Annotated in this window: 16 protein-coding genes; 7 read left to right on the forward strand and 9 right to left on the reverse strand. The window is 68.4% G+C overall.

What is annotated here, in order from left to right:
• Nucleotides 1-10: 10 nt before the first annotated feature.
• A complete protein-coding gene (locus IEY26_RS10625) occupies nucleotides 11-1,243 on the reverse strand; it encodes an ABC transporter substrate-binding protein (RefSeq protein ID WP_188978711.1) in 1,233 nt (410 codons plus the stop codon).
• A gap of 184 nt (nucleotides 1,244-1,427) precedes the next feature.
• On the opposite strand from IEY26_RS10625, the gene IEY26_RS10630 reads away from it, so the two are divergent.
• The gene (locus IEY26_RS10630) at nucleotides 1,428-2,267 is read left to right on the forward strand and encodes a proline dehydrogenase family protein (RefSeq protein WP_188978712.1); all 840 of its coding nucleotides are present in this window, start codon (nucleotides 1,428-1,430) and stop codon (nucleotides 2,265-2,267) included.
• A 99-nt stretch (nucleotides 2,268-2,366) separates the two neighbouring features.
• Here IEY26_RS10630 and IEY26_RS10635 read toward each other — a convergent pair whose 3' ends face one another.
• From IEY26_RS10635 to proS, 5 genes are all read right to left on the reverse strand, one after another.
• Nucleotides 2,367-3,086 carry a helix-turn-helix domain-containing protein gene (locus IEY26_RS10635; RefSeq protein ID WP_188978713.1) on the reverse strand — a complete coding sequence of 240 codons (720 nt, stop codon included), beginning with the start codon at nucleotides 3,084-3,086 and terminating at the stop codon, nucleotides 2,367-2,369.
• A 38-nt stretch (nucleotides 3,087-3,124) separates the two neighbouring features.
• A complete protein-coding gene (locus IEY26_RS10640) occupies nucleotides 3,125-4,183 on the reverse strand; it encodes an NAD(P)-dependent glycerol-1-phosphate dehydrogenase (protein WP_188978714.1) in 1,059 nt (352 codons plus the stop codon).
• Nucleotides 4,184-4,227: 44 nt separating this feature from the next.
• Entirely contained in the window at nucleotides 4,228-5,217 is a 990-nt protein-coding gene (locus tag IEY26_RS10645) for an NAD-dependent epimerase/dehydratase family protein (protein ID WP_188978715.1), read from the reverse strand.
• Between the two features lie 83 nt (nucleotides 5,218-5,300).
• Complete coding sequence (gene gltB, locus IEY26_RS10650; protein WP_188978716.1) at nucleotides 5,301-9,755, reverse strand: glutamate synthase large subunit; 4,455 nt, start codon at nucleotides 9,753-9,755, stop codon at nucleotides 5,301-5,303.
• Between the two features lie 117 nt (nucleotides 9,756-9,872).
• Nucleotides 9,873-11,384: a proline--tRNA ligase gene (gene proS, locus IEY26_RS10655; RefSeq protein WP_188978718.1), complete on the reverse strand. Its 1,512-nt coding sequence runs from the start codon at nucleotides 11,382-11,384 to the stop codon at nucleotides 9,873-9,875.
• A 96-nt stretch (nucleotides 11,385-11,480) separates the two neighbouring features.
• On the opposite strand from proS, the gene IEY26_RS10660 reads away from it, so the two are divergent.
• Nucleotides 11,481-11,693, forward strand: a complete 213-nt coding sequence (locus IEY26_RS10660; protein WP_188978956.1) for a hypothetical protein — start codon at nucleotides 11,481-11,483, stop codon at nucleotides 11,691-11,693.
• Between the two features lie 29 nt (nucleotides 11,694-11,722).
• Here IEY26_RS10660 and IEY26_RS10665 read toward each other — a convergent pair whose 3' ends face one another.
• Nucleotides 11,723-12,202 carry a hypothetical protein gene (locus tag IEY26_RS10665; RefSeq protein ID WP_188978720.1) on the reverse strand — a complete coding sequence of 160 codons (480 nt, stop codon included), beginning with the start codon at nucleotides 12,200-12,202 and terminating at the stop codon, nucleotides 11,723-11,725.
• 200 nt (nucleotides 12,203-12,402) lie between these two features.
• On the opposite strand from IEY26_RS10665, the gene IEY26_RS10670 reads away from it, so the two are divergent.
• Together IEY26_RS10670 and IEY26_RS10675 are read left to right on the forward strand one after the other, a co-directional pair.
• Nucleotides 12,403-14,322 (forward strand): beta-CASP ribonuclease aCPSF1, encoded by a 1,920-nt coding sequence (locus IEY26_RS10670; protein WP_188978727.1) that lies wholly within the window; start codon nucleotides 12,403-12,405, stop codon nucleotides 14,320-14,322.
• 273 nt (nucleotides 14,323-14,595) lie between these two features.
• Nucleotides 14,596-15,030, forward strand: a complete 435-nt coding sequence (locus IEY26_RS10675) for a DUF1810 domain-containing protein (RefSeq protein WP_188978728.1) — start codon at nucleotides 14,596-14,598, stop codon at nucleotides 15,028-15,030.
• A gap of 12 nt (nucleotides 15,031-15,042) precedes the next feature.
• Here the strand turns inward: IEY26_RS10675 and IEY26_RS10680 are convergent, their stop codons facing one another.
• Complete coding sequence (locus IEY26_RS10680) at nucleotides 15,043-15,855, reverse strand: endonuclease III domain-containing protein (protein ID WP_188978729.1); 813 nt, start codon at nucleotides 15,853-15,855, stop codon at nucleotides 15,043-15,045.
• Between the two features lie 98 nt (nucleotides 15,856-15,953).
• Complete coding sequence (locus tag IEY26_RS10685; protein WP_188978730.1) at nucleotides 15,954-16,370, reverse strand: DUF371 domain-containing protein; 417 nt, start codon at nucleotides 16,368-16,370, stop codon at nucleotides 15,954-15,956.
• 283 nt (nucleotides 16,371-16,653) lie between these two features.
• Here IEY26_RS10685 and IEY26_RS10690 point away from each other — a divergent pair, with 283 nt between their 5' ends.
• The 3 genes from IEY26_RS10690 (at nucleotide 16,654) to IEY26_RS10700 (ending at nucleotide 19,938) form a co-directional block, all read left to right on the forward strand.
• Complete coding sequence (locus IEY26_RS10690) at nucleotides 16,654-17,553, forward strand: coiled-coil protein (RefSeq protein WP_188978731.1); 900 nt, start codon at nucleotides 16,654-16,656, stop codon at nucleotides 17,551-17,553.
• A 129-nt stretch (nucleotides 17,554-17,682) separates the two neighbouring features.
• The gene (gene sppA, locus IEY26_RS10695; RefSeq protein WP_188978733.1) at nucleotides 17,683-18,681 is read left to right on the forward strand and encodes a signal peptide peptidase SppA; all 999 of its coding nucleotides are present in this window, start codon (nucleotides 17,683-17,685) and stop codon (nucleotides 18,679-18,681) included.
• Between the two features lie 96 nt (nucleotides 18,682-18,777).
• Nucleotides 18,778-19,938 (forward strand): DUF373 family protein, encoded by a 1,161-nt coding sequence (locus IEY26_RS10700; RefSeq protein WP_188978735.1) that lies wholly within the window; start codon nucleotides 18,778-18,780, stop codon nucleotides 19,936-19,938.
• Nucleotides 19,939-19,940: the final 2 nt, after the last annotated feature.

The raw sequence follows: 19,940 nt of genomic DNA on the forward strand, positions 1-19,940 counted from the left end.
GTGCCCGAGGTTACGTCGAGATGAACCCAGTGGACACGTAGGCGTGGTCTTGGACCTCGAAGACCTGGAGGTAGGCGGCGGGGTCGCCGTTCTGGTCGAGGTCGATGGGGCCGCTCACGCCTTGGTAGTCGACGTCGCTCGCGCTCCCGCCGTCGGCGAGGATGTCGTGTGCGGCCTTGTAGGTCTGTACTTTCTCGCCGGACGGCCGGGTGACGTCGCGGACGACGTCGCCGAGCGCGCTCCCGGTGAACTCGTCGGCGGCCTGCACGGAGAGCGCCGCGGTGATGACGCAGTCGTAGGTGTACGCGGACCACGCCGTCGGCGCGCTCCCGTACTCGTCCTCGAAGGTCGACGCGAAGTTCTTGTAGTTCTCCTGGTCGACGGCCGCGGACGGCGCGACGATCTTCATGCCGTCGATGCTGCCCTCGGGCGTGTTCTCGATGACGTTCGTCCCCTTCACGGAGTCCGCGCCGTAGTAGGTGACGCCCTCGCCGTACCCCTGGTCGTAGGCGTCCTGCGCCATCGTCGAGAACTCCGGCTGGTAGGTGATGAAGACCCACGCGCTCGCGCCGGACTCGTTCATCGCCGTGACGATGCTGGAGTAGGAGGCCTGCCCCTGGTCGTGCGCGGCGTCGTACGCGATGTCGCCGGGGTAGGCGTCGCGGAAGGCGTCCGCGATGCCGGAGCCGTACTCGTTGTTGATGTAGGTGAGGGCGACGGAGTCGTGGCCGTCCTCGGAGACGATGTCGGAGATGGCCTTCGACTGCGTCTTCCCCGTCGGGCTCATCCGGAGGAGGTCGGGGTACTCGGTGAGTTTCGGGCCCGTGGAGTTCTGACTGAGCTGGACGACGTCGGTGCCGTTGATGACGGACTCGTAGATGGCGATGCTGACGCCGGAGCCGACCGCGCCGATGAGGAAGGGGACGCCCTCCTGGTTCACGAGTTTCTGCGCGGCGGACACGCCCGCCTGGTTCGTCGACTGCGAGTCGCCGACGGAGATAGCGAGCTCCCCGCCGTTCACGCCGACGTCGTTCACGTCGGCGAGCGCGAGTTCGCGGCCGCGTTCGTTCCGCGTCCCGAACTCGGAGAGCGAGCCGGTCTGCGAGTCGACCATGCCGATGGTGTACGTGTCGCTTCCCCCGCCCCCGCCGAAGCTCGAGCAGCCGGCGAGCGCCGTCAGTCCCGCCGCGCCGCCGACCTTCAGCAGGTCGCGGCGACCTACGTTAATGTGATTCGGTGCCATAAGACAGTCGTAGTAGCCCAAGGTCGAGGATAACCTTGCCGCCGACCATGGACGGGAGGGGGCGAATCGTCGACGGAGAGCCCTCGAACGGCCCGGAATACGACCCGACATTCATTCACCCGGTGTGGGCGCGGATTATTTGGTCGGGGGGCGGCTTATCGGGTGGTACCCCGAAACACGATTCATGATTCCCCCAATCGCCGACCGATTCGTGGCCGGGGAGACGCCAGCCAGCGCGCTCGACCACGTCGAATCACTCAACGACGGCGACGTGAAGGCCATCCTCAACCTCCTCGGCGAGCATTACGACGAACGCCCGCCCGCCGACGGGGACGCCGACGCCTACGTCGACCTCGTCTCCGACATCGCGACCTCCCGCGTCGACGCCTGCATCTCCGTGAAACCCTCGCAGATCGGCCTCGACGTCGGCGACGGCGTCTTCGAGGAGAACCTCGCGCGCATCGTCGACGCCGCCGAAGAACACGGCGTCTTCTGCTGGGTGGACATGGAGGACCACACCACCACCGACGTCACGCTCGACGCCGTCGAAGACGCCGCCGAAACCCACCCCGGCGGCGTCGGCATCGCCATCCAAGCGAACCTGAAACGCACGAAAGAAGACTTAGTGCGCTTCGCCGACATTCCCGCCGCCGTCCGCCTCGTCAAGGGCGCGTACGACGAACCCCGCGAGGTCGCCTACAAGAACAAAGCCGACGTGAACGAGAAATACGAGGAGTACCTCACCTACCTCTTCGAGCACTACGACGACGGCGAAATCGCCGTCGGCAGCCACGACCCCCGCATGATCGACTACGCGAAAGAACTCCACGACGCACACGGCACGGAGTTCGAGTTCCAGATGCTCATGGGCGTGCGCGAAGACGAGCAGTTCCGGCTCGCCCGCGACTACGAGATGTACCAGTACGTCCCCTACGGCGGCAAGTGGTTCCAGTACTTCTACCGCCGCGTCATGGAGCGCAAGGAGAACATCCTCTTCGCCGCGCGCGCCATCCTCGGCCGCTAACGCGACCACCCCTCGTTCTGGCGATTCGACCCGCTCGACCCGCGAAATCTCGCCTCCCCGGCGATGCTCGACCCGCGGAAACTCGTCTTCTACGGTTTGTCAGGGGTCGAGGAGTTTCGATTCGGCTTTGCGGAGGTGTTCGAGGAAGGTGGTCTTGGAGACCTCCTGTTTCTCGGCGAGCTCGCGGACGGTTATCTGCCGGGGCCACGAGTAGTAGCCTTCGGCGCGCGCGAGCTCGTAGGCGTCGCGCTGGGCTTCGGAGAGCCGGTCGACGCGGCGGTGCGTGGAGCCCTGCGGCGGCCCCGACGAGGAGATGCGGGTGACTTCGATGTCGGCGTCCCGCTCCTCGCGGATCTCTTCGAGCGTGGCTTCGAGTTCAGCGCGGCTCCCGCGGTAGAAGACGGGCCAGAACTCCTCGCCGTCGACGATGCGGATGGGCTGGTCGTGGAGGAAGCCTCTCGAGACGAAGGCGTCGTTGACGGAGTGCTCCGGGGTTTCCTCGACGAACAGCTCGCGGGCGACGCCGCCGGCTTCAGGCGTCGAGACGCTGGAGCCGTAGCGCTCCTCGAGTTCGAGGACGGAGTTCGTGTGCTCGGAGTCGCGGATGGCGTCGACGAGCGCGTCCACCTCCGCCGTGGTGTCGCCGTAGGCGGTGAAGAGGCTGCGGACGTTGTCCTCGGCCGTCCGGTAGACCGCGTGCGCGAGCAGGCCGCCGGGCCGGTCTTCCGTCACCTCGATGGACCAACACCCCGGGTGCCAGACTTTCAGCGTCAACTGGAGCCCCGACGCGTCCCCCACGGGCGCAGCACTGTCACTCATACCCGACCATAGACGGGGTGAGTACGTGTGCCTTTCCCCTAGATGACGCCGGTGGTGACGGCGGCTTCGAGCGCGGCGTCCTCGCTGATGCCGTCGCCGAGGATGGTGTAGCGGTCGCGGATGCGGTGGGCGGTCGTGAGCGCCTCAATGACTTCCTCGTCGTCGACGCCGAGGTCGTCCGCGGTCGTCGGGGCGTCGATGCTGTCGAGCGCGTCGCGAACCGCCTGCCAGTCGCCGCGCTCGCCCGAGTGGAGGTATTCCGTGAGGACCGCGCCGACGCCGACCTGATGGCCGTGCAGGGCCTTCCCCGGAGCGATGCGGTCGAGCTGGTGGCTGAAGAGGTGTTCCGCGCCCGACGCCGGCCGCGAGGAGTCCGCGATGCTCATCGCGACGCCCGAGGAGACGAGCGCCTTCACGACCACCCACGCCGACTCCTCCAGCCCGGGACGGATGCTGTCCGCGCGCTCCACGAGCAGCTCGGCGGTCATCTCCGAGAGCGCCGCCGCGTACTCCGAGTACTCCACGTTCTTCAGGCGGTTCGCCAGCCGCCAGTCCTTCACCGCCGTGTAGTTCGAGATGATGTCCGCACACCCCGCCGTCGTCAACTCCCACGGCGCGTCCGCGATGACGCCCGTGTCCGCCACGACGACGATGGGCGGGGCCGCCGCGACCGAATGCCGCGTGTCCCCCTCGGGGACCGACCCGCGGCCGGAGACGATGCCGTCGTGGCTCGCCGCCGTCGGGACGGAGACGAAGCCGACGCCGAGTTCGTCGCTCGCCATCTTCGCGATGTCGATGGCCTTCCCGCCGCCGACGCCGACGAGGTAGCCCGCATTCACTGCTTCTGCTTCCGCAATCACCTGCTGGACGGACTCGAAGCTCGCCTCGTCGACGACGGCGAGCGCCGGGTCCATCTCGGCGTCCGCCAGCGCGTCCCGCACTCGCGCGCCCGCGACGGCCTTCGGCGTCGGACTCGTCACCACCAGCGGCCGCCCCGATAAGTGGACGTCCGCCACGACCTCGTCCACGTCGTCGAGCACGCCCGACCCGAGCACGACGTTCCGCGGGAGGCGAATCCACGAGGATTTCTCGAACATACTTCGTACTCCACTGCCGCGAGTAAACGGTTTTCCCCTCGCGTTCAGACCATCTCGAGGACGCCGATGAGGCGTTCTTCGGCCTGCCGACCCGGCCCTTCGTCTTCCCCGGTGCGGTCGCTGTCGAGGTGTTCTTCCACTGTTCGCTGCATGGCTTCGCGGACGGGCGTGGACTCCCAGCCGAGCGCCGCGAGCTTGTGCGTATCGAGGATGTGCGGGGACTCGCGGTACATCGGGAAGTCCGTGAGGGAGAGGTCGACGGTGGCGAGTTCGCGGTCGCTCGCGTAGACGGGTTCGACGGTCGTGTCGAGCGCGCTCGCCGCCTCCGCGACGGTGTCCTCGAGCGTGAGCGCGTTCCGGTCGCCGACGTTGTACGCCTCGCCGGCCTCGCCCTCCTCGGCGACGATGCGGAGCGCGCTCGCGACGTCCTCCACGTAGACGCGCTGCCAGACGTTCGTCCCGTCCCCGGGGACGACGACCCGGTCGTGTTCGTTCACCTTGTGCAGCCAGTAGTCGAAGCGCTCCGTGTAGTCGTAGGGACCGTAGACCACGGTCGGGCGGACGGCCATCGCGTTCACGCCGCGCTCGGCGGCCGAGAAGACCATCCGGTCGCCCTCGGCCTTCCGCGGGCCGTAGGAGGCCGCGGAGTCCTCCACCGCCTCGTCGGGCGAGCAGTCACAGAGCCGCGTCACGCCCTCGCGCTTCGGGATGTCGTCCGCCGCGTACGACGACCCCGAGGAAACGTAGACGTAGGCGTCGACGTCCGCGAAGATTTCGGTCGCCCGCCGCACCTCGTCCGGGAAGTACGCGACGCAGTCGACGACCACGTCCGGTTCGACGTCGCGCTTCGCCGCGAGCAGCCGCTCGTCGTCCCCGCGGTCGCCCTGCACGTGCCGGACGTCCGCACGGTTCGTGAAGGGGTTGTCGTGGTTCCCGCGGTTGAAGAGCGTGACCGTGTAGTCGTGGTCGAGGAACTCCTCGACCGCGTGCCGACCGATGAAGCGCGTCCCGCCGATGATGAGCACGGAATCCATACGGAGAGCGTGCGCCGCGCGCGCCGTAAGCGTACCGAACAGGACGGCGAAAACGAAATCGAAAGGCGCGAAGCGGAGGCGGGTTAGTCGGCGCTGCCGGCGGCGGCGGGGGAGTCGCTGCCGGCGGGTTCGGGGAGGCTGCGGCGCGCGTCGCGCTCGGGGCGTTCGGCGATGGCGTCGCGGTAGGCGTCCGGCATCACCTTCACGAACGCGCTCTTGCTCGCCTCCCAGTCTTCGAGGAGGCCGCGGGCGCGCTCGGAGTCGGTGTAGGCGGCGTGGTTCTCGACGAGGCGGCGGAGCGCCTGTTCGTCGCGCTCGGAGAAGCCCTCCGAAACTGCGACCATGTCCGTGTTCGACTTCGCGTCGAGGTCGCCGTCGGGGTCGTGGACGTACGCGACACCGCCGCTCATGCCGGCAGCGAAGTTCTTCCCCACGTCGCCGAGGACGGCGACGACGCCGCCGGTCATGTACTCACAGCCGTGGTCGCCGACGCCTTCGACGACGGCGTGCGCGCCCGAGTTGCGGACGGCGAACCGCTCGCCGGCGCGGCCGTTCACGTAGAGTTCGCCGTCGGTCGCGCCGTAGAGCGCGACGTTGCCGATGAGGCTGTTCTCGGCGGGGTCGAAGGCGGCGTCGGCGGGCGTGGAGATGCGGACTTTGCCGCCGGAGAGGCCCTTGCCGACGTAGTCGTTCGCGCCGCCGACGAGGTCGAGGGTGACGCCGGGGGCGAGCCACGCGCCGAGGGACTGGCCGGCGGTGCCGCGGAGGTCGAGGTGGACGCGGTCGTCGGGGAGGCCGCTGCCGCCGTTCTCCGTGACGACGGCGTTGCTGAGGCGGCCGCCGACGGCGCGGTCCGCGTTCGTGACGGGGCGGTCGAGGGTGACCGGCGTCCCGTCGGCGTCGAGCGCGTCGTCGATGTCGGCGAGGACGCCTTCGTCGAAGTGCTCGGGGTCGGAGTCCTGTTCGCGGGTCTTGTGGCGGTCGTCGTCGCCCGCGGGTTCCGCGATGATGGAGGCGAGGTCGATGCCGGCGAGGCGGTCGTCGTCGACGTCGCGCTGGCTGAGGCACTCCGTGCGGCCGACCATCTCGTCGATAGTCGTAAAGCCGAGGTCGGCGGCGATCTCGCGGAGTTCCTGGGCGACGAAGCAGAGGAAGTTGACGACGTGCTGGGGCTGGCCGGGGAAGCGCTCTCTGAGGTCCTCGTCCTGCGTGGCGACACCGACGGGACACGTGTTCTCGTGGCACTGCCGGGCCATGACACACCCGGAAGTAACGAGCGAGGCGGTGCCGAAGGCGAACTCCTCCGCGCCGAGGAGGGCGGCGACGGCGACGTCGCGACCGGTCTTCATCCCGCCGTCCGCGCGGAGAGTGACGCGGGAACGCAGGCCGGTCTCGCGGAGGAGCTGGTTCGCTTCCGCGAGCCCGAGCTCCCACGGCGCGCCGGCGTGCTTGATGGACGTCTTCGGGCTCGCGCCCGTCCCGCCGTCGTGGCCGGAGATGTGGATGCAGTCCGCGCCCGCTTTCGCGCAGCCCGCGGCGACGGTCCCGATGCCGGCTTCGGAGACGAGTTTGACCTGTACGCGCGCGTCGGGGTTGCCGGCGCGGAGGTCGTAGATGAGCTGTTTCAGGTCCTCGATGCTGTAGATGTCGTGCTGTGGCGGCGGGCTGATGAGGCCGACGCCCGGCGTCGCACACCGCACGTCCGCGATCATCTCGTTCACCTTCGAGCCCGGGAGGTGGCCGCCCTCGCCGGGTTTCGAGCCCTGCGCCATCTTGATCTGGAGGTCGTCGGCGGCGGCGAGGTACTCGCTCGTCACGCCGAACCGGCCGGACGCCACCTGCTTGATGCTGCACTCGCGCTCCGTGTCGAAGCGCTCCGGGGGCTCGCCGCCCTCGCCGGTGTTGGATTTCGCGCCGATGGCGTTCGTCGCCTCGGCGTTATTCTCGTGGGCCTCCGGGCTCAGACTCCCGAGGCTCATCGCGGCGGTGGAGAACCGCTCGACGATCTCCTCGACGGGCTCGACCTCCTCGACGGGAACGGGGTCGCGGTCGCTCTCGATGTCGAGGAGGCCGCGGAGCGCGCGCGTCTCGTTCTCGGCGTTCACGAGGTCGGAGAAGTCCGCGAAGTCCTCGTACTCGCCCCCGCGGACCGCGCCCTGGAGCGCGTGGACGGACTGCGGGTTCCAGCCGTGGAACCGGCCGTTCGAACGGTTCGAGAACTCGCCCTGCCGTTCGAGTTCGGGGTCGTCGTCGAACGCGACGCCGTGGCGGTCGCGGAGCTGTTCCTCGATGTCGTCGAGGTCGCGGCCGCCCGTCCGCGACGGCGTGTCCGAGAAGTGTTCGGCGACGAGGTCGTCGTCGAGGCCGATAATCTCGAACGTCTCCGCGCCGCGGTAGGACTCGACGGTGGAGATGCCGAGACGCGCCATCACGGTGAGAAGGCCGTTTTCGAGCGCGCTGCGGTAGGTTTCGACGGCTTCGGCGTCGGTGACGTCCGCGGCCCCGGCGATGTCGACGATGGTTTCGACGCCGAGGTAGGGGTTGATTGCGCCCGCGCCCTGCCCGAGGAGGCAGGCGTGGTCGTGGACGGTGCGCGGGGAGGCGGATTCGACGACGAGGCCGGTGCGGGCGCGGAGGCCCTCGCGGACGAGGTGGTGGTGGACCGCGCCGGTCGCGAGGAGCGCCGGGACGGCGAGCGTCGAGTCGTCGACGCCGCGGTCGGAGAGCACGAGGAGTTCCGCGCCGTCGCGCACCGCGGCTTCGGCTTCGTCGCGCACGCGGTCGACGGCGTCCGCGAGGTCGGCGGAAGCGTCAAAGGTGAGGTCGACGGTGACGTCGTCGAGGTCGGTGTCGCGGAGGCCCGCGAGGTCGCCGTCCGTCAGGATGGGCGAGTCGAGGCGCGCGCGGTGGGCGTGCTCGGGCGTCTCCGAGAGGAGGTCGCGCTGCCGGCCGAGGCGGACTTCGAGGCTCGTCACGAGCTCCTCGCGGATGTAATCGATGGGGGGGTTCGTGACCTGCGCGAACTGCTGGCGGAAATAAGTAGAGATGGGGCGGTCGAAGTCGTCGAGCGCGGCGAGCGGCGTGTCGTCACCCATCGACCCGACGGGGTCCTTCCCGACGTCGAGCATCGGCTCTAAGAGCTCGTCGAGTTCGTCGTGCGTGTAGCCGAAGGTCGCCTGCTGGGCGCGCAGGTCGTCAGCGGGCCGCTCGGGCGTCGGGTCCGCGCTCGACTCGGGGCGGACGCCGTGTTCGGCGACCCACTCGCCGTACCGGTCGTCGGCGATGTCGTCGAAGACTTCGTCCTCCGGGACGATTCGGCCGTCCTCGGGGTCGGCGAGGAAGAGTTCGCCGGGGGCGAGCCGGCCGCGCTCGCGGACTTCGCTCGCGTCGTGTTCGAGCGCGCCCTGCTCGGACGCCATCACGAGCCGGCCGTCAGTCGTGACCTCGTAGCGACAGGGCCGGAGGCCGTTCCGGTCGAGGACCGCGCCGATGCGCGTTCCGTCCGTGCCGATGACGAGCGCGGGGCCGTCCCACGGCTCCACGAGGTTCGCGTGGTAGTCGTAGAAGTCGCGGCGCTCCTCGCTGAGCGCGTCGTTGCCCCGCCAGGCTTCGGGGACGAGCATCCGCATCGCGTGCGGGAGGGACCGACCGCCGGCGAGGAGCGTGCCGAGCGCGTCGTCGAGGCTCGCCGTGTCCGACTGGTCGGGGTCGTCGACGACGGGCGTGACGGCCGCGAGCTCGGCAGCGCTAAAGTCGCCTTCGAGGTCGCTCTCGCGGGCGCGCATCCAGTTCACGTTCCCTCTGATCGTGTTGAACTCGCCGTTGTGGGAGACGTTCGGGAAGGGGTGGGCGAGGTCCCACGCGCCGAGCGTGTTCGTGGAGAAGCGCGCGTGGACGACGGCGAACTTCGTCTCGATGCGGTCGTCGCCGAGGTCCGGGTAGTACTCTTGGAGCTGGGTCGCGAGGAGGAGGCCCTTGTAGACGACCGTCTCGCGGTCGAACGAGCAAACAGTAAAACGGTCGTGGGAGACGTCGCGGAGCGCGCGGGAGGCGACGTAGAGGCGGCGGTCGAACTCCGCAGTGTCCGCGTCGTCGGTCGGCGTGACGAAGGCCTGAGCGACGTGCGGTTCCGAGTCGAGCGCGGTCTGCCCGAGGCCGCTGTTGTCGGTGGGGACGTCGCGCCACGCGGCGATGTCGAGGCCGTGGTCGGCGACGATTGATTCGACCTCTTCGACGGTGGCGTCGCGGTCGGCCTCGTCGGCGGGGAGGAAGAGGGAGGCGGCGGCGTAGCGCTCGGGGAGGTCGTCGACGACGGATTCGAAGAACGCGTGGGGCGTGCGAATCATGACGCCCGCGCCGTCGCCGGTGTTCTGTTCCGCGCCGGTCGCGCCGCGGTGTTCGAGGTTCTCTAACAGGTCGAGCGCGTCGGCGAGGACGTCGTGGTTCGCTGGCCGGTCGAGGTCGGCGACGACGCCGACGCCACAGTTCGCGCGCTCGCGTACGGGAGCGGCGGGGCTTTTCGTGTGTGGGTCGCTCATGCCACACAATCACTCACCTCTGGATAAAGGCGTGACCCTGAAACTACTAGGGACTCCCCTAACCCCCTAAATGTGTATAAGGCCCACAACAATCGTGAGAGATACCGCCGCGGCGCGTCAGTACGACTTCGCGAAGAACGCCGTCGTCGCCGCGTCCTCGCCGCAGACCACGCAGTCGTCCTCTGGGCCGTGCTCCGGTTCGGGGACGCGCTCGCCCTCGAACTCGGACGCCGTCCGCGCGACCGCGTCGTCCTCGAACGGCACCATCACGATCTCCGCGTGAATCTGGTCCTTGATCTCGCCCTCGCACGCCTCGTCGCCGCACCACGGGGCCTTCACGTAGCCCTTGTGCTGGCCGAGCGTTCCTAACAGGTCCGCGCGGTCCGACGCCTCCCGGACGTTCTCCGTGAGGTTCTCGTAGGCCGCGTCGTAGAGCTTATCGTACACCGCGTCGAGGTGCTCCGCCGTCCACTCCAGGACGCCCGCGCGGTCCTCGACGGTGTTCTCGCCGTCGGGGCGGTGGACCACGGTGACCTCCTCGTCTTCGACCTCGTTCGGGCCGATTTCGAACCGGACGGGGACGCCTTTCAGCTCCCACTCGTTGAACTTGAAGCCGGGGTTGCGCTCGTCGCGGTCGTCGAGGTGCACGCGCACCCCGGAGGACTCGAGTTCGGCGGCGATTTCGCTGGAGTACTGGAGGACGTCCTCTTTCGTGTCCTCCTGCCAGATGGGGACGATGACGACCTGCTCGGGGGCCATCGTCGGCGGCAGCACGAGGCCCTGGTCGTCCGAGTGCGTCATGATGAGCGCGCCGAGCGCCCGCCACGACAGCCCCCACGACGTCGTGTGCGCCGTCCGCTCCACCTCGTCCTCGTCGGCGAAGGTGATGTCGAACGCCTCCGCGAACGACTGGCCGAGGTGGTGGCTCGTCCCGCCCTGCACGGACTTCCCGTCCGGCATCAGCGCCTCGACAGTAGTCGTCGCCTTCGCCCCCGGGAACTTGTCGTGCTCGGGCTTCTGCCCGCGGAGGACGGGGATGCCGAGCACGTCCTCGTAGAGGCGCTGGTACTGGTCGAGGCGGAGCGTCGTCTCCGCCCACGCCTCCTCGTCGGACGCGTGCGCCGTGTGCCCCTCCTGCCACAGGAACTCCCGGGTGCGGAAGAACGGCTTCGTATCCGTCGCCTCCCACCGCACGACGGAGTTCCACTGATTGAGGCGGAGCGGGAGGTCGCGGTGCGAGCGCACCCACTTCGCCATGTACGGCGCGATGATGGACTCCGACGTCGGCCGGACCGCGAGCCGCTCTTCGAGCTCCTCGTAGCCACCGTGGGTCACCCACGCCACCTCGGGGTCGAACCCTTCGACGATGTCCTTCTCCCGTTCGAGGTAGGACTCCGGGATGAACATCGGGAAGGAGGCGTTCTCCGCGCCCGTCTGCTTGAACCACGTGTCGAGGTGCTCCTGGAGGGACTCCCAGAGCGCGTAGCCGCGCGGCCGCACGACGATGAACCCGCCCATCGCCTCCGGGCCGTAGCTCGCGAGCTCCGCCTTCTGGACGACCTCGGCGTACCAGTCGCCGGGGCTGTACTCTTTCGACTCGGTGATGCCGAGATCCTGCTCGTCGCTCATACGGAGGACAACGGCCTGATACGGTCTTAAATCCGGTGAAGCGCCGTTCACTCCTCGCACGCGACGGCGAACGCGCCGCCGTCGACCCGCGGACCGATGGGGTTCGACGCCGCAGTAGATAACCGTGCCGGCGAGAAGATTAAGTGGGTGGGCTTCGTTGCCATGGGTATGGGTGACACGAAGCGCGGCCGTGAGCGCAAAGGCACCGTCAAACGCGAACAGCGTCTCGAAGCGGAAGTGCATCGAGAGCTAGACGCGAGCGACGAGCCGCCCGAGCCCGAGGACGACGAGCTCGAAATCGGTAGCTAACGGCCGACCACCGTCAACGCCTTCTTTCGCTAGTCGACGTCGACACCGAACGGGCTCTCTCGCTCCGTCCACCGCCAGCCCGGGAGTCGCGTCTGCACGCCGGCGGCGAGCGCCGCGTCGAGGTCGTCCTCGCCCGCCGTCCCCCCGTGCGACTGCAGGTCCGCGTAGTGGAACGTCGCCTCCGCGAGCAGCCGCCGCGGCTGGTTCCCCGCGACGACCGCGGCGAGCTCGCGGCCGAGGAGTTCGTCCACGACGAACCCCGGGTAGTCGCCGGCGACGTCGAGGTCGCGGAGCACGGCGACGAGAGCGGCGGCGTTCACCGCGCGGTCGCCGTCCGCGAACGTCTCGTCGACGACGCGGCGGTAGCCGGCTGCGTCGATGTGGTCGACGCGCGTGTCGAAGGCGTCGGCGAGGTCGTCGCGAACCGCGTTCGCGAGGGCGACGACGACGGGCGCTCGGTCGCGGACCCACGCGTACTGGTCGGCGACGAGAGCGGGCGTGACGTCCATACGGGGTCGTGGTTTGCGAAGGCTTTTATAATGTCGCGTGTAACGCTCACGGTAAGCGGGTTTTCGACGCTACATTCCCGCGGTGCCACCGGACCACTCCGATACACCGCCACGATGCTTCCCGGCCACGGACGACGACCGGCAGTTTCCGTCCTTCGCCGTCCGTCCGCCGGCCCACCCAGCCCGCACCAGGACCCACTATGAGTACGGTAGAGAAGCAACTCGACGACCTGAAAGAGACGATTGCGAGCGAAGTACCGCCCGACATCTCCGTTACCGAAGTCAAGTACGAAGGCCCGGAGGTGGTCGTGTACACCCGCGACCCCCGGAAGTTCGCCGAAGACGGCGACCTCGTTCGGAACCTCGCGAGCAAACTCCGCAAGCGCATCACCATCCGCCCGGACCCCGACGTCCTCTCCGCGCCCGAGAAAGCGCGCGAGGAGATTATGGCCGTCATCCCGGAGGACGCCGGCGTCACCGACCTCGACTTCCACGAGGACACCGGTGAGGTCGTCATCGAGGCGCAGAAACCCGGAATGGTCATCGGCCGCCACGGCTCGACGCTCCGGGAGATAACGCAGGAATCCGGGTGGACGCCCGAAGTCGTCCGCACGCCCCCCATCGAATCCTCGACGGTCTCCAACGTCCGGGACTTCCTGAAGACGGAGCGCGACGACCGCCGCCGCATCCTCGAAAAGGTCGGCCGACAGATTCACCGCGAGGAGATGGCGGACGACGAGTACGTCCGCATCACGACGCTCGGCTGCTGTCGCGAGGTCGGGCGCGCGTCCTTCGTCCTCTCCACGCCGGAAACCCGCATTCTCATCGACTGCGGCGACAAACCGGGGAGCGAGGACGAAGTCCCCTACCTCCAGGTGCAGGAGGCGCTCGGCGCGGGCGCGAACACCATCGACGCCGTCGTGCTCACGCACGCCCACCTCGACCACTCCGCGCTCATCCCGCTCCTCTTCAAGTACGGCTACGACGGCCCCATCTACTGCACGGAACCCACCCGCGACCTGATGGGCCTCCTGACGCTCGACTACCTCGACGTCGCCTCGAAGGAGGGGCGGACGCCGCCCTACGAGTCCGAGATGGTGCGCGAGGCCATCAAACACTGCATCCCGCTCGAATACGGCGACGTCACCGATATCGCGCCCGACGTGAAGCTCACCTTCCACAACGCCGGGCACATCCTCGGCAGTGCGGTGAGCCACTTCCACATCGGCGACGGCCTCTACAACGTCGCGTTCTCCGGCGACATCCACTACGAGGACACCCGCCTCTTCAACGGCGCGGTGAACGACTTCCCGCGCGTCGAAACCCTCGTCATGGAGTCCACCTACGGCGGCCGGAACGACTACCAGACCGACCGCGAAGACTCCGAGGAACGACTCATCGAAGTCATCAACGAGACCTTCGATAGGGGCGGCAAGGTCGTCATCCCCGCGTTCGCCGTCGGCCGCTCGCAGGAACTCATGCTCGTCTTAGAGGAGGCGATGCGGGAGGACAAGATTCCCACCGTCCCCATCCACCTCGACGGCATGATCTGGGAAGCCACCGCCATCCACACCACCTACCCCGAATACCTCCGCGACGACCTCAGAGACCGCATCTTCCACGAGGACGAGAACCCCTTCCTCGCCGACCAGTTCAACCACATCGACGGCGGCGAAGAAGAACGCATGGACGTCGCCGAGGGCGACGAATGCATCGTCCTCTCCACCTCCGGGATGGTCACCGGCGGCCCCATCATGAGCTGGCTCGAACACGCCGGCCCCGACCCAGACAACCGCCTCGTCTTCGTCGGCTACCAGGCCCAGGGAACCATGGGCCGCCGCATCCAATCCGGCTGGGACGAAATCCCCATCGGCGGCGAAGGCGGCCGCACCCAGCGCCTCACCCTCAACATGGACGTCGAAACCGTCGACGGGTTCTCCGGCCACGCCGACCGCGCCGGCCTCATGAACTTCGTCAAAACGATGAACCCCCGCCCCGAGAAAGTCCTCTGCGTCCACGGCGACGAACGCTCGGTACAGGACCTCTCAAGCGGTCTCTACCACGACCACAACATCCGCACCTTCGCCCCCAAGAACCTCGAAACCTTCCGGTTCCTATAGTACCTTTTGCTGCGCGCGCTTCGCGCGCTGGCAAAAGCTACGCTAAAAGCACTCCTCCTTCGGTTCGCTTCGCTCCCCTCAGTCGTCGGCCCGAGCGCTCCCGTTGGTCGCGCTCGGTGAATCGCGACCCTTCCGGGCTCTTCGAGCCGCTCGGGTCGCGAACGCTGGCCGCGGAGTCGGCTCAGTTTGCAAGAGAACGTGGTTTGTCCGGCCCGGAACACCCAGATTGACCGGCGCAGACCTTTACCACCGTGAGGGGGAAGAGTGCGAGAGATGCCGGATTCGGACGACCCCTACGACTTGGAGCGGTTCGTCGAGGCGCAGAATCCCGTGATGGAGGACGTGAAGGCGGAGTTGCGGGCGGGGGAGAAACGCACGCACTGGATGTGGTTCGTGTTCCCGCAGATAGCGGGATTGGGGCGGAGCGAGCTGGCGCGGCGGTACGCGATTTCGTCGCGCGCGGAGGCCGAAGCCTACCTCGCGCATCCCGTGCTCGGGCCGCGGCTCCGGGAGTGCACGAGGCTCGTGAACGCCGTCGACGGCCGCTCGGCGCACGAAATCTTCGGGTCGCCGGACGACCTGAAGTTCCGGTCCTCGATGACGCTCTTCGCCGCCGTCGCCGACGACGCCGAACCGTTCGAGACGGCGCTGGAGCAGTACTACGACGGCGAACGCGACCCGAAAACGCGAGCGCGACTCGACGGCTGACGCGAGAGCCGACTACTCTGCCTCGTAGGCGTCGCTGGGATCGACGAGTTCGCCGGTCTCGGGGTAGACGCCGACTTGGTCGCAGCGGTCGGCGAGCGGGCAGGCGTCGGGGTCGTCGAGGCACGCGGGCTTGCGGGCGGTGCAGTACTCGCGGCCGAACTGAATCATCGCGGTGTGACCGAACCCGCACTTCTCGGGCGGAACCGACGACTCGATGGCTTCGCGGACGCCCTCGTGGTCGGCGTCGGCGGGCGCGAGCCCCATCCGGCGGGCGATGCGGTGGACGTGCGTGTCGACGGGGAAGACGCCGTCGCGGCCGCCGGCGAAGAGGAGCACGCAGTCGGCGGTTTTCGGGCCGACGCCCTTCATGTCGAGGAGGGCGTCTCGCACCCCATTCGGGTCCCCGTCCTTCACGTATTCGTCGAAGCCGTCGGCGCTCCCGTAGTCGTCGACGATTTCGCCCGCGAGCCGAATGATGGTCGCCGACTTCTGGTTGTACAGTCCAGCCGAAGAGATGGTGTCGGCGAGTTCGTCCTGCTCGGCGTCGGCGAGCGCGACGGCGAGGTCCGCGTCGGCTCCGTCATATCGCTCCATCAGCGCGTCGTGGGCGGGCTGGCTCGCCTTATCGGAGGTGTTCTGGCTCAGTATCGTTCGGACGAGACACTCGAAGGCGTCCCGTCCGCCGTAGGTCTTCTGCCAGTACCGCTCGCCGAGCCGGTCGACGACGGCTTCCGCGCGGTTCGCGCCGTCGCCGGGAGCGCTCTCCGCAAACGTGCCGCCGCCGCGCTCGCCGCCGGAGATGTTCTCGGCGGGTTCGTCGTCCATACCCGGAAGTCGGGCGCGCTGGAAGACAAAGCCTTCGGGGTTACCCCGTCGTGGACGCGCCGCGATGTCGACTGCGGGGGCGGAGCGAGAGCCGAGGGTTATTCGACGGTGAGCGTGACGGTGAGGGTCGCGCCGGCGGCGAGCGCGTCGACGAGGTCGCGGTCGAGGTCGCCGGCGGCGGTGTCGGCGTCGACGAGGATGGTGCGGTCGTCGACGTAGGTGCTGGTGCGGCCGACCATGGAGCGGTCGTTCGTGTAGGTGAGGTCGGGGTGGCCGGAGCCGGTGATGGTGGCTTCGTGGCCGTCGGCGTCGAGGCGGGCGGTGATGGTGGCGTCTTCGGACTGGCAGGCGTCGACGAAGTCGCGGGGGACGTCGCTCGCGGCGGCGTCGGCCTCGATGCCGAGGATGCAGTCGCCCGCGGGCGTGAGGAAGTCGTCGGTCGTGAACTCGAAGGTGCTCGCGTGCTGGGCGGAGACGTTCTCGTGGCCCTCGGCGGTGAGCGTGAACTCGCGCATACGTCGCCCGTGGGAACCCGTGTACTTGAGCGCGTTCCTCGACGCTGGCACGCGATGTGCCAGACACCCTCGTCCGGCCGGGAGACCGCCGTGTGTGGGAGTTACACACCCATCGGAGCGGAAATTTTAAATGTGGGTATCCGGTACTAGGAGTTACCAGAACGCCGCCGGCGTTCACCCGCACAGCCCTCGAGAATGACAGGACGCTTTCCTATCCGACGCGACCGAAGTTATCGAGAGCCGTGCCTGCGCGCGGCGGCAGTATGGAACCGAGGAGTAACCAATGTCTGAGGAAACGCAGATCGAAGTATCCAGTGCAGATGAACTGATCACCGACGAAGAGCTCCAGGACCGGTCCAAGGGGCAGCTTATCAAGAACGCTGGTCAGTTCCGCGACCGACGTAACGAACTCAACCAACTCGCTTCCTCCCGTGCTTCGAAGCGCGACGAGCTGAACGCGAAGACCCGCGAGAAGGTCGACGCGGCGCAGGAACACCGCGAGAAGCGCGACACGCTCAACGAGCGCGTCCAGGAGCACAAGGAAGTCCGGAACGAGCTGAACGCGAAAGCGAACAAGCTCTTCGATAAGGTCGACGAGCGGAAAGCCGACCTGGAGCTCGACGAGGGCAAGGGCCTCGAAGAGCTGAAAGAGGAGATCGAGCAGCTCGAATTCAAACAGCAGACCGAAGTCCTCTCCCCTGAAGACGAGCGCGAACTCATCGAGAAGATCGAGGAGAAGCGCGAGGAGTACCAGGACCGCAAGGAGAAGATGGAGGACTCCGGCGACCTCGAAGAGCTCGTCGAGGAAGCGGAGGAAGTCCGCGGTGAAGCTTCGAACCACCACGAGAAGGTGACGGAGCTCGCGGACAAGGCGCAGAAACACCACAACGAGATGATCGAGGCCTACCGCGAGGCCGACGACATCCGCGACGAGGCCGACGAGATGCACGAGGCCTTCGTCGAGGCGCAGGAAGCCGCCGACGCCCACCACGAGGCGTTCGTCGACGTCCAGAAGCGCCTGCGCGAGCTCGACAAGCAGGAAGAAGAGGACCGCAAGGACGAGCGCGAGGCGAAGCGCGAGGAAGCGAAGGCGGAAGCCGAGGAGATCTACCAGCGCTTCCAGGAGGGCGAGACCCTCGACACCGACGACCTCCGCAAGCTCCAGAAGTCCGGTCTCCTGTAGACCGTCTCATTTCTCTCTCGTTTTCACGGCGCGGAGCGGTTGCGCCGGCTCGGCGTGTGCGGCGCGCGTGACCCGAAGTCGCGGCGTGCTGTGACCGGGATTTAACTCCGCGCCGGGTGTCGGTCCGCTATGGATACGACTGGGAAGCGACTGGGGCGGCTGTTGTTCGCGGTCGTCGGCGCGCTCGTCGGCGTGGCCGCGGGGTTCGTCGCGTTCCTCGTGGTGCCGGCGGGGAGTTTCGCGCGGCTCGTCGGCGTGGCGTTGACGGTCGGGCTGGCGGTGGCGGCCGCGCGGTTGGCGCGCGGAATCGCGTCGTCGTGGTTCGCGCCGTACAACGCCGCGGAAGTCGCAGTCGAGGGACCGATTACGCGGGACGGCGGCGGGGGCGGGATTCCGCCGCGGCCGGGCGGGCTGCCGGCTGACGCCGTCGTGGAGCAGGTCGAGTCGGCCGACGCGGACCCGAACGTCGAGGCGCTCATCGTCCGCTTGAACACGCCGGGGGGCGAGGTCGTGCCGAGCGACGACATCCGGAACGCCGTGGCGGACTTCGACGGGCCGACGGCGGCGTACGCGACGGACACGTGTGCGAGCGGCGGCTACTGGATCGCGAGCGGCTGTGACCGCATCGTCGCGCGGGACGCGTCCATCGTCGGGAGTATCGGCGTCATCGGGTCGACGGTGAACGCGTCGGACCTCGCAGACGAGCTGGGCATCTCCTACGAGCGGTTCGCGGCGGGGAAGTTCAAGGACGCGGGCGTGCCGCTGAAGCAGATGAGCGACGACGACCGCGACTACCTCCAGGGCATCGTGGACGACTACTACGACTCGTTCGTGGAGCGCGTCGCCGACGGCCGCGACCTCGACCCGGCCGCGATTCGGGACACCGAGGCGCGCGTCTACCTCGGCGAGGAGGCGCTCGACCTCGGGCTCGTGGACGAGCTCGGGACGCGTGACGCCGTCGACGACTACTTGGCGGGCGAAATCGGCGACGCCGTGGAGACCGAGGAGTTCGCGCCGAGTCGCGGGATGCTCGGGCGGCTCCGGGGCGGCGCGACGGCGGTGGCGTACGCGGCGGGCGCGGGCGCGGCGAGCGTGGTCGCCGGCGACGACGAGTTCCGACTGCGGTAGGAGTCGAGGAGTGGGTGGCGAGGCCGTCGGGGGTCGGACCGTTCGGACCGGCGGGACTTTTACGCCGGGGGGCCGACTCTCCGGATAGACCCGCGAATGCGAACGCTCGTCGTCTGCGTCGACCGGTCCGGCGACCTCACCCGGAAGAGCGGCGTCTCCACGCCGGTCGCGGGGTGGGAGGCCGTGCAGAGTCTCGTCATCGACGTGGGCGTCGCCGACCCGGAGGATTCGACGGTGAACTCCATCCTCGAAGCGCTCTCGGTCACGCGCCGCCTCACGGATAACGACGAGGACGCCGTCGTCGCCGTCGTCTCCGGCGCGGCGGACTCCGCGGTGAACGCCGACCGGTCCGTCGCCGCACAGCTGGACGACCTCGTCGCGCGCTACGACCCGGATTCGGCCGTGGTCGTCGTCGACTCCGCGGAGGACGAACGCCTCGTCCCCATCGTCGAGTCCCGCCTGCGCGTCGACTCCGTGGACAGAGTGGTCGTCCGGCAGGCGCGCGACATCGAGTCGACGTACTACCTCATGAAGCAGTTCCTCGCCGACGAGGAGCTGCGGGAGACGGTGCTCGTGCCGCTCGGCGTCGTCCTCCTCGTCTTCCCCGTCCTCCTCGTCCTCACCTCCAGCCTCGCGATGGCCATCGGCGCGATTACCGCCGTCATCGGCGTCTTCCTCCTCTACAAGGGCCTGAACGTCGACGAGCATCTGGCGGACGTGCCCGCGCAGGCCCGCGACGCGCTCTACTCCGGCCGCGTCAGCATCGTCACGTACGTCGTCGCGGCCGGGCTCGCGCTCGTCGGCGTGTTCGCCGGCGTGCTCGGCGTGTCCGCGCTCGCCGCGGACTCCGGCGACATCTTCCTCGCGACGATGGCGTTCGTCTACGACGCCGCCCCCTGGCTCGCGCTCGCCGCGCTCGCCGCCTCCCTCGGCCGCCTCATCGACGAGGCCATCCGCGAAGAGGACATCCGCTCCTCCTACCTCAACCTCCCGTTCGGCGTCGTCGCCGTCGGCCTCGTCGTCCGCGGGTTCTCCGCGTACTTCTTGGAGCGCGCCGCGTCGAACGTCCTCGACCCGATGGTCATCCCCGCCATCGACATCGGCATCGTCGCCATCGAATCCTACCGGCTCAGCGCCGAGGAACGCCTCGCGGCGCTCGTGCTCGGCGCGGTCGCGCTCAGCCTCGTCGGCATCCGCGTGTCCGCCTATCTCTCCGGCACCGCCGTCGAGGACGCGCCCGCGAGAGAGGCGAAGTGAAG

The organism is Halocalculus aciditolerans (genome assembly GCF_014647475.1).
Classification (GTDB): domain Archaea; phylum Halobacteriota; class Halobacteria; order Halobacteriales; family Halobacteriaceae; genus Halocalculus; species Halocalculus aciditolerans.

Excerpts from the sequence above, each read along its gene's own strand:
- sppA (WP_188978733.1), top strand. The coding sequence starts at position 17,683 with ATGGATACGACTGGGAAGCGACTGGGGCGGCTGTTGTTCGCGGTCGTC.
- IEY26_RS10660 (WP_188978956.1), top strand. The coding sequence starts at position 11,481 with ATGGGGTTCGACGCCGCAGTAGATAACCGTGCCGGCGAGAAGATTAAG.
- IEY26_RS10625 (WP_188978711.1), bottom strand. The coding sequence starts at position 1,243 with ATGGCACCGAATCACATTAACGTAGGTCGCCGCGACCTGCTGAAGGTC.
- IEY26_RS10680 (WP_188978729.1), bottom strand. The coding sequence starts at position 15,855 with ATGGACGACGAACCCGCCGAGAACATCTCCGGCGGCGAGCGCGGCGGC.
- IEY26_RS10700 (WP_188978735.1), top strand. The coding sequence starts at position 18,778 with ATGCGAACGCTCGTCGTCTGCGTCGACCGGTCCGGCGACCTCACCCGG.
- IEY26_RS10670 (WP_188978727.1), top strand. The coding sequence starts at position 12,403 with ATGAGTACGGTAGAGAAGCAACTCGACGACCTGAAAGAGACGATTGCG.
- IEY26_RS10685 (WP_188978730.1), bottom strand. The coding sequence starts at position 16,370 with ATGCGCGAGTTCACGCTCACCGCCGAGGGCCACGAGAACGTCTCCGCC.
- IEY26_RS10635 (WP_188978713.1), bottom strand. The coding sequence starts at position 3,086 with ATGAGTGACAGTGCTGCGCCCGTGGGGGACGCGTCGGGGCTCCAGTTG.
- IEY26_RS10630 (WP_188978712.1), top strand. The coding sequence starts at position 1,428 with ATGATTCCCCCAATCGCCGACCGATTCGTGGCCGGGGAGACGCCAGCC.
- IEY26_RS10645 (WP_188978715.1), bottom strand. The coding sequence starts at position 5,217 with ATGGATTCCGTGCTCATCATCGGCGGGACGCGCTTCATCGGTCGGCAC.
- IEY26_RS10665 (WP_188978720.1), bottom strand. The coding sequence starts at position 12,202 with ATGGACGTCACGCCCGCTCTCGTCGCCGACCAGTACGCGTGGGTCCGC.
- IEY26_RS10690 (WP_188978731.1), top strand. The coding sequence starts at position 16,654 with ATGTCTGAGGAAACGCAGATCGAAGTATCCAGTGCAGATGAACTGATC.
- gltB (WP_188978716.1), bottom strand. The coding sequence starts at position 9,755 with ATGAGCGACCCACACACGAAAAGCCCCGCCGCTCCCGTACGCGAGCGC.
- proS (WP_188978718.1), bottom strand. The coding sequence starts at position 11,384 with ATGAGCGACGAGCAGGATCTCGGCATCACCGAGTCGAAAGAGTACAGC.
- IEY26_RS10640 (WP_188978714.1), bottom strand. The coding sequence starts at position 4,183 with ATGTTCGAGAAATCCTCGTGGATTCGCCTCCCGCGGAACGTCGTGCTC.
- IEY26_RS10675 (WP_188978728.1), top strand. The coding sequence starts at position 14,596 with ATGCCGGATTCGGACGACCCCTACGACTTGGAGCGGTTCGTCGAGGCG.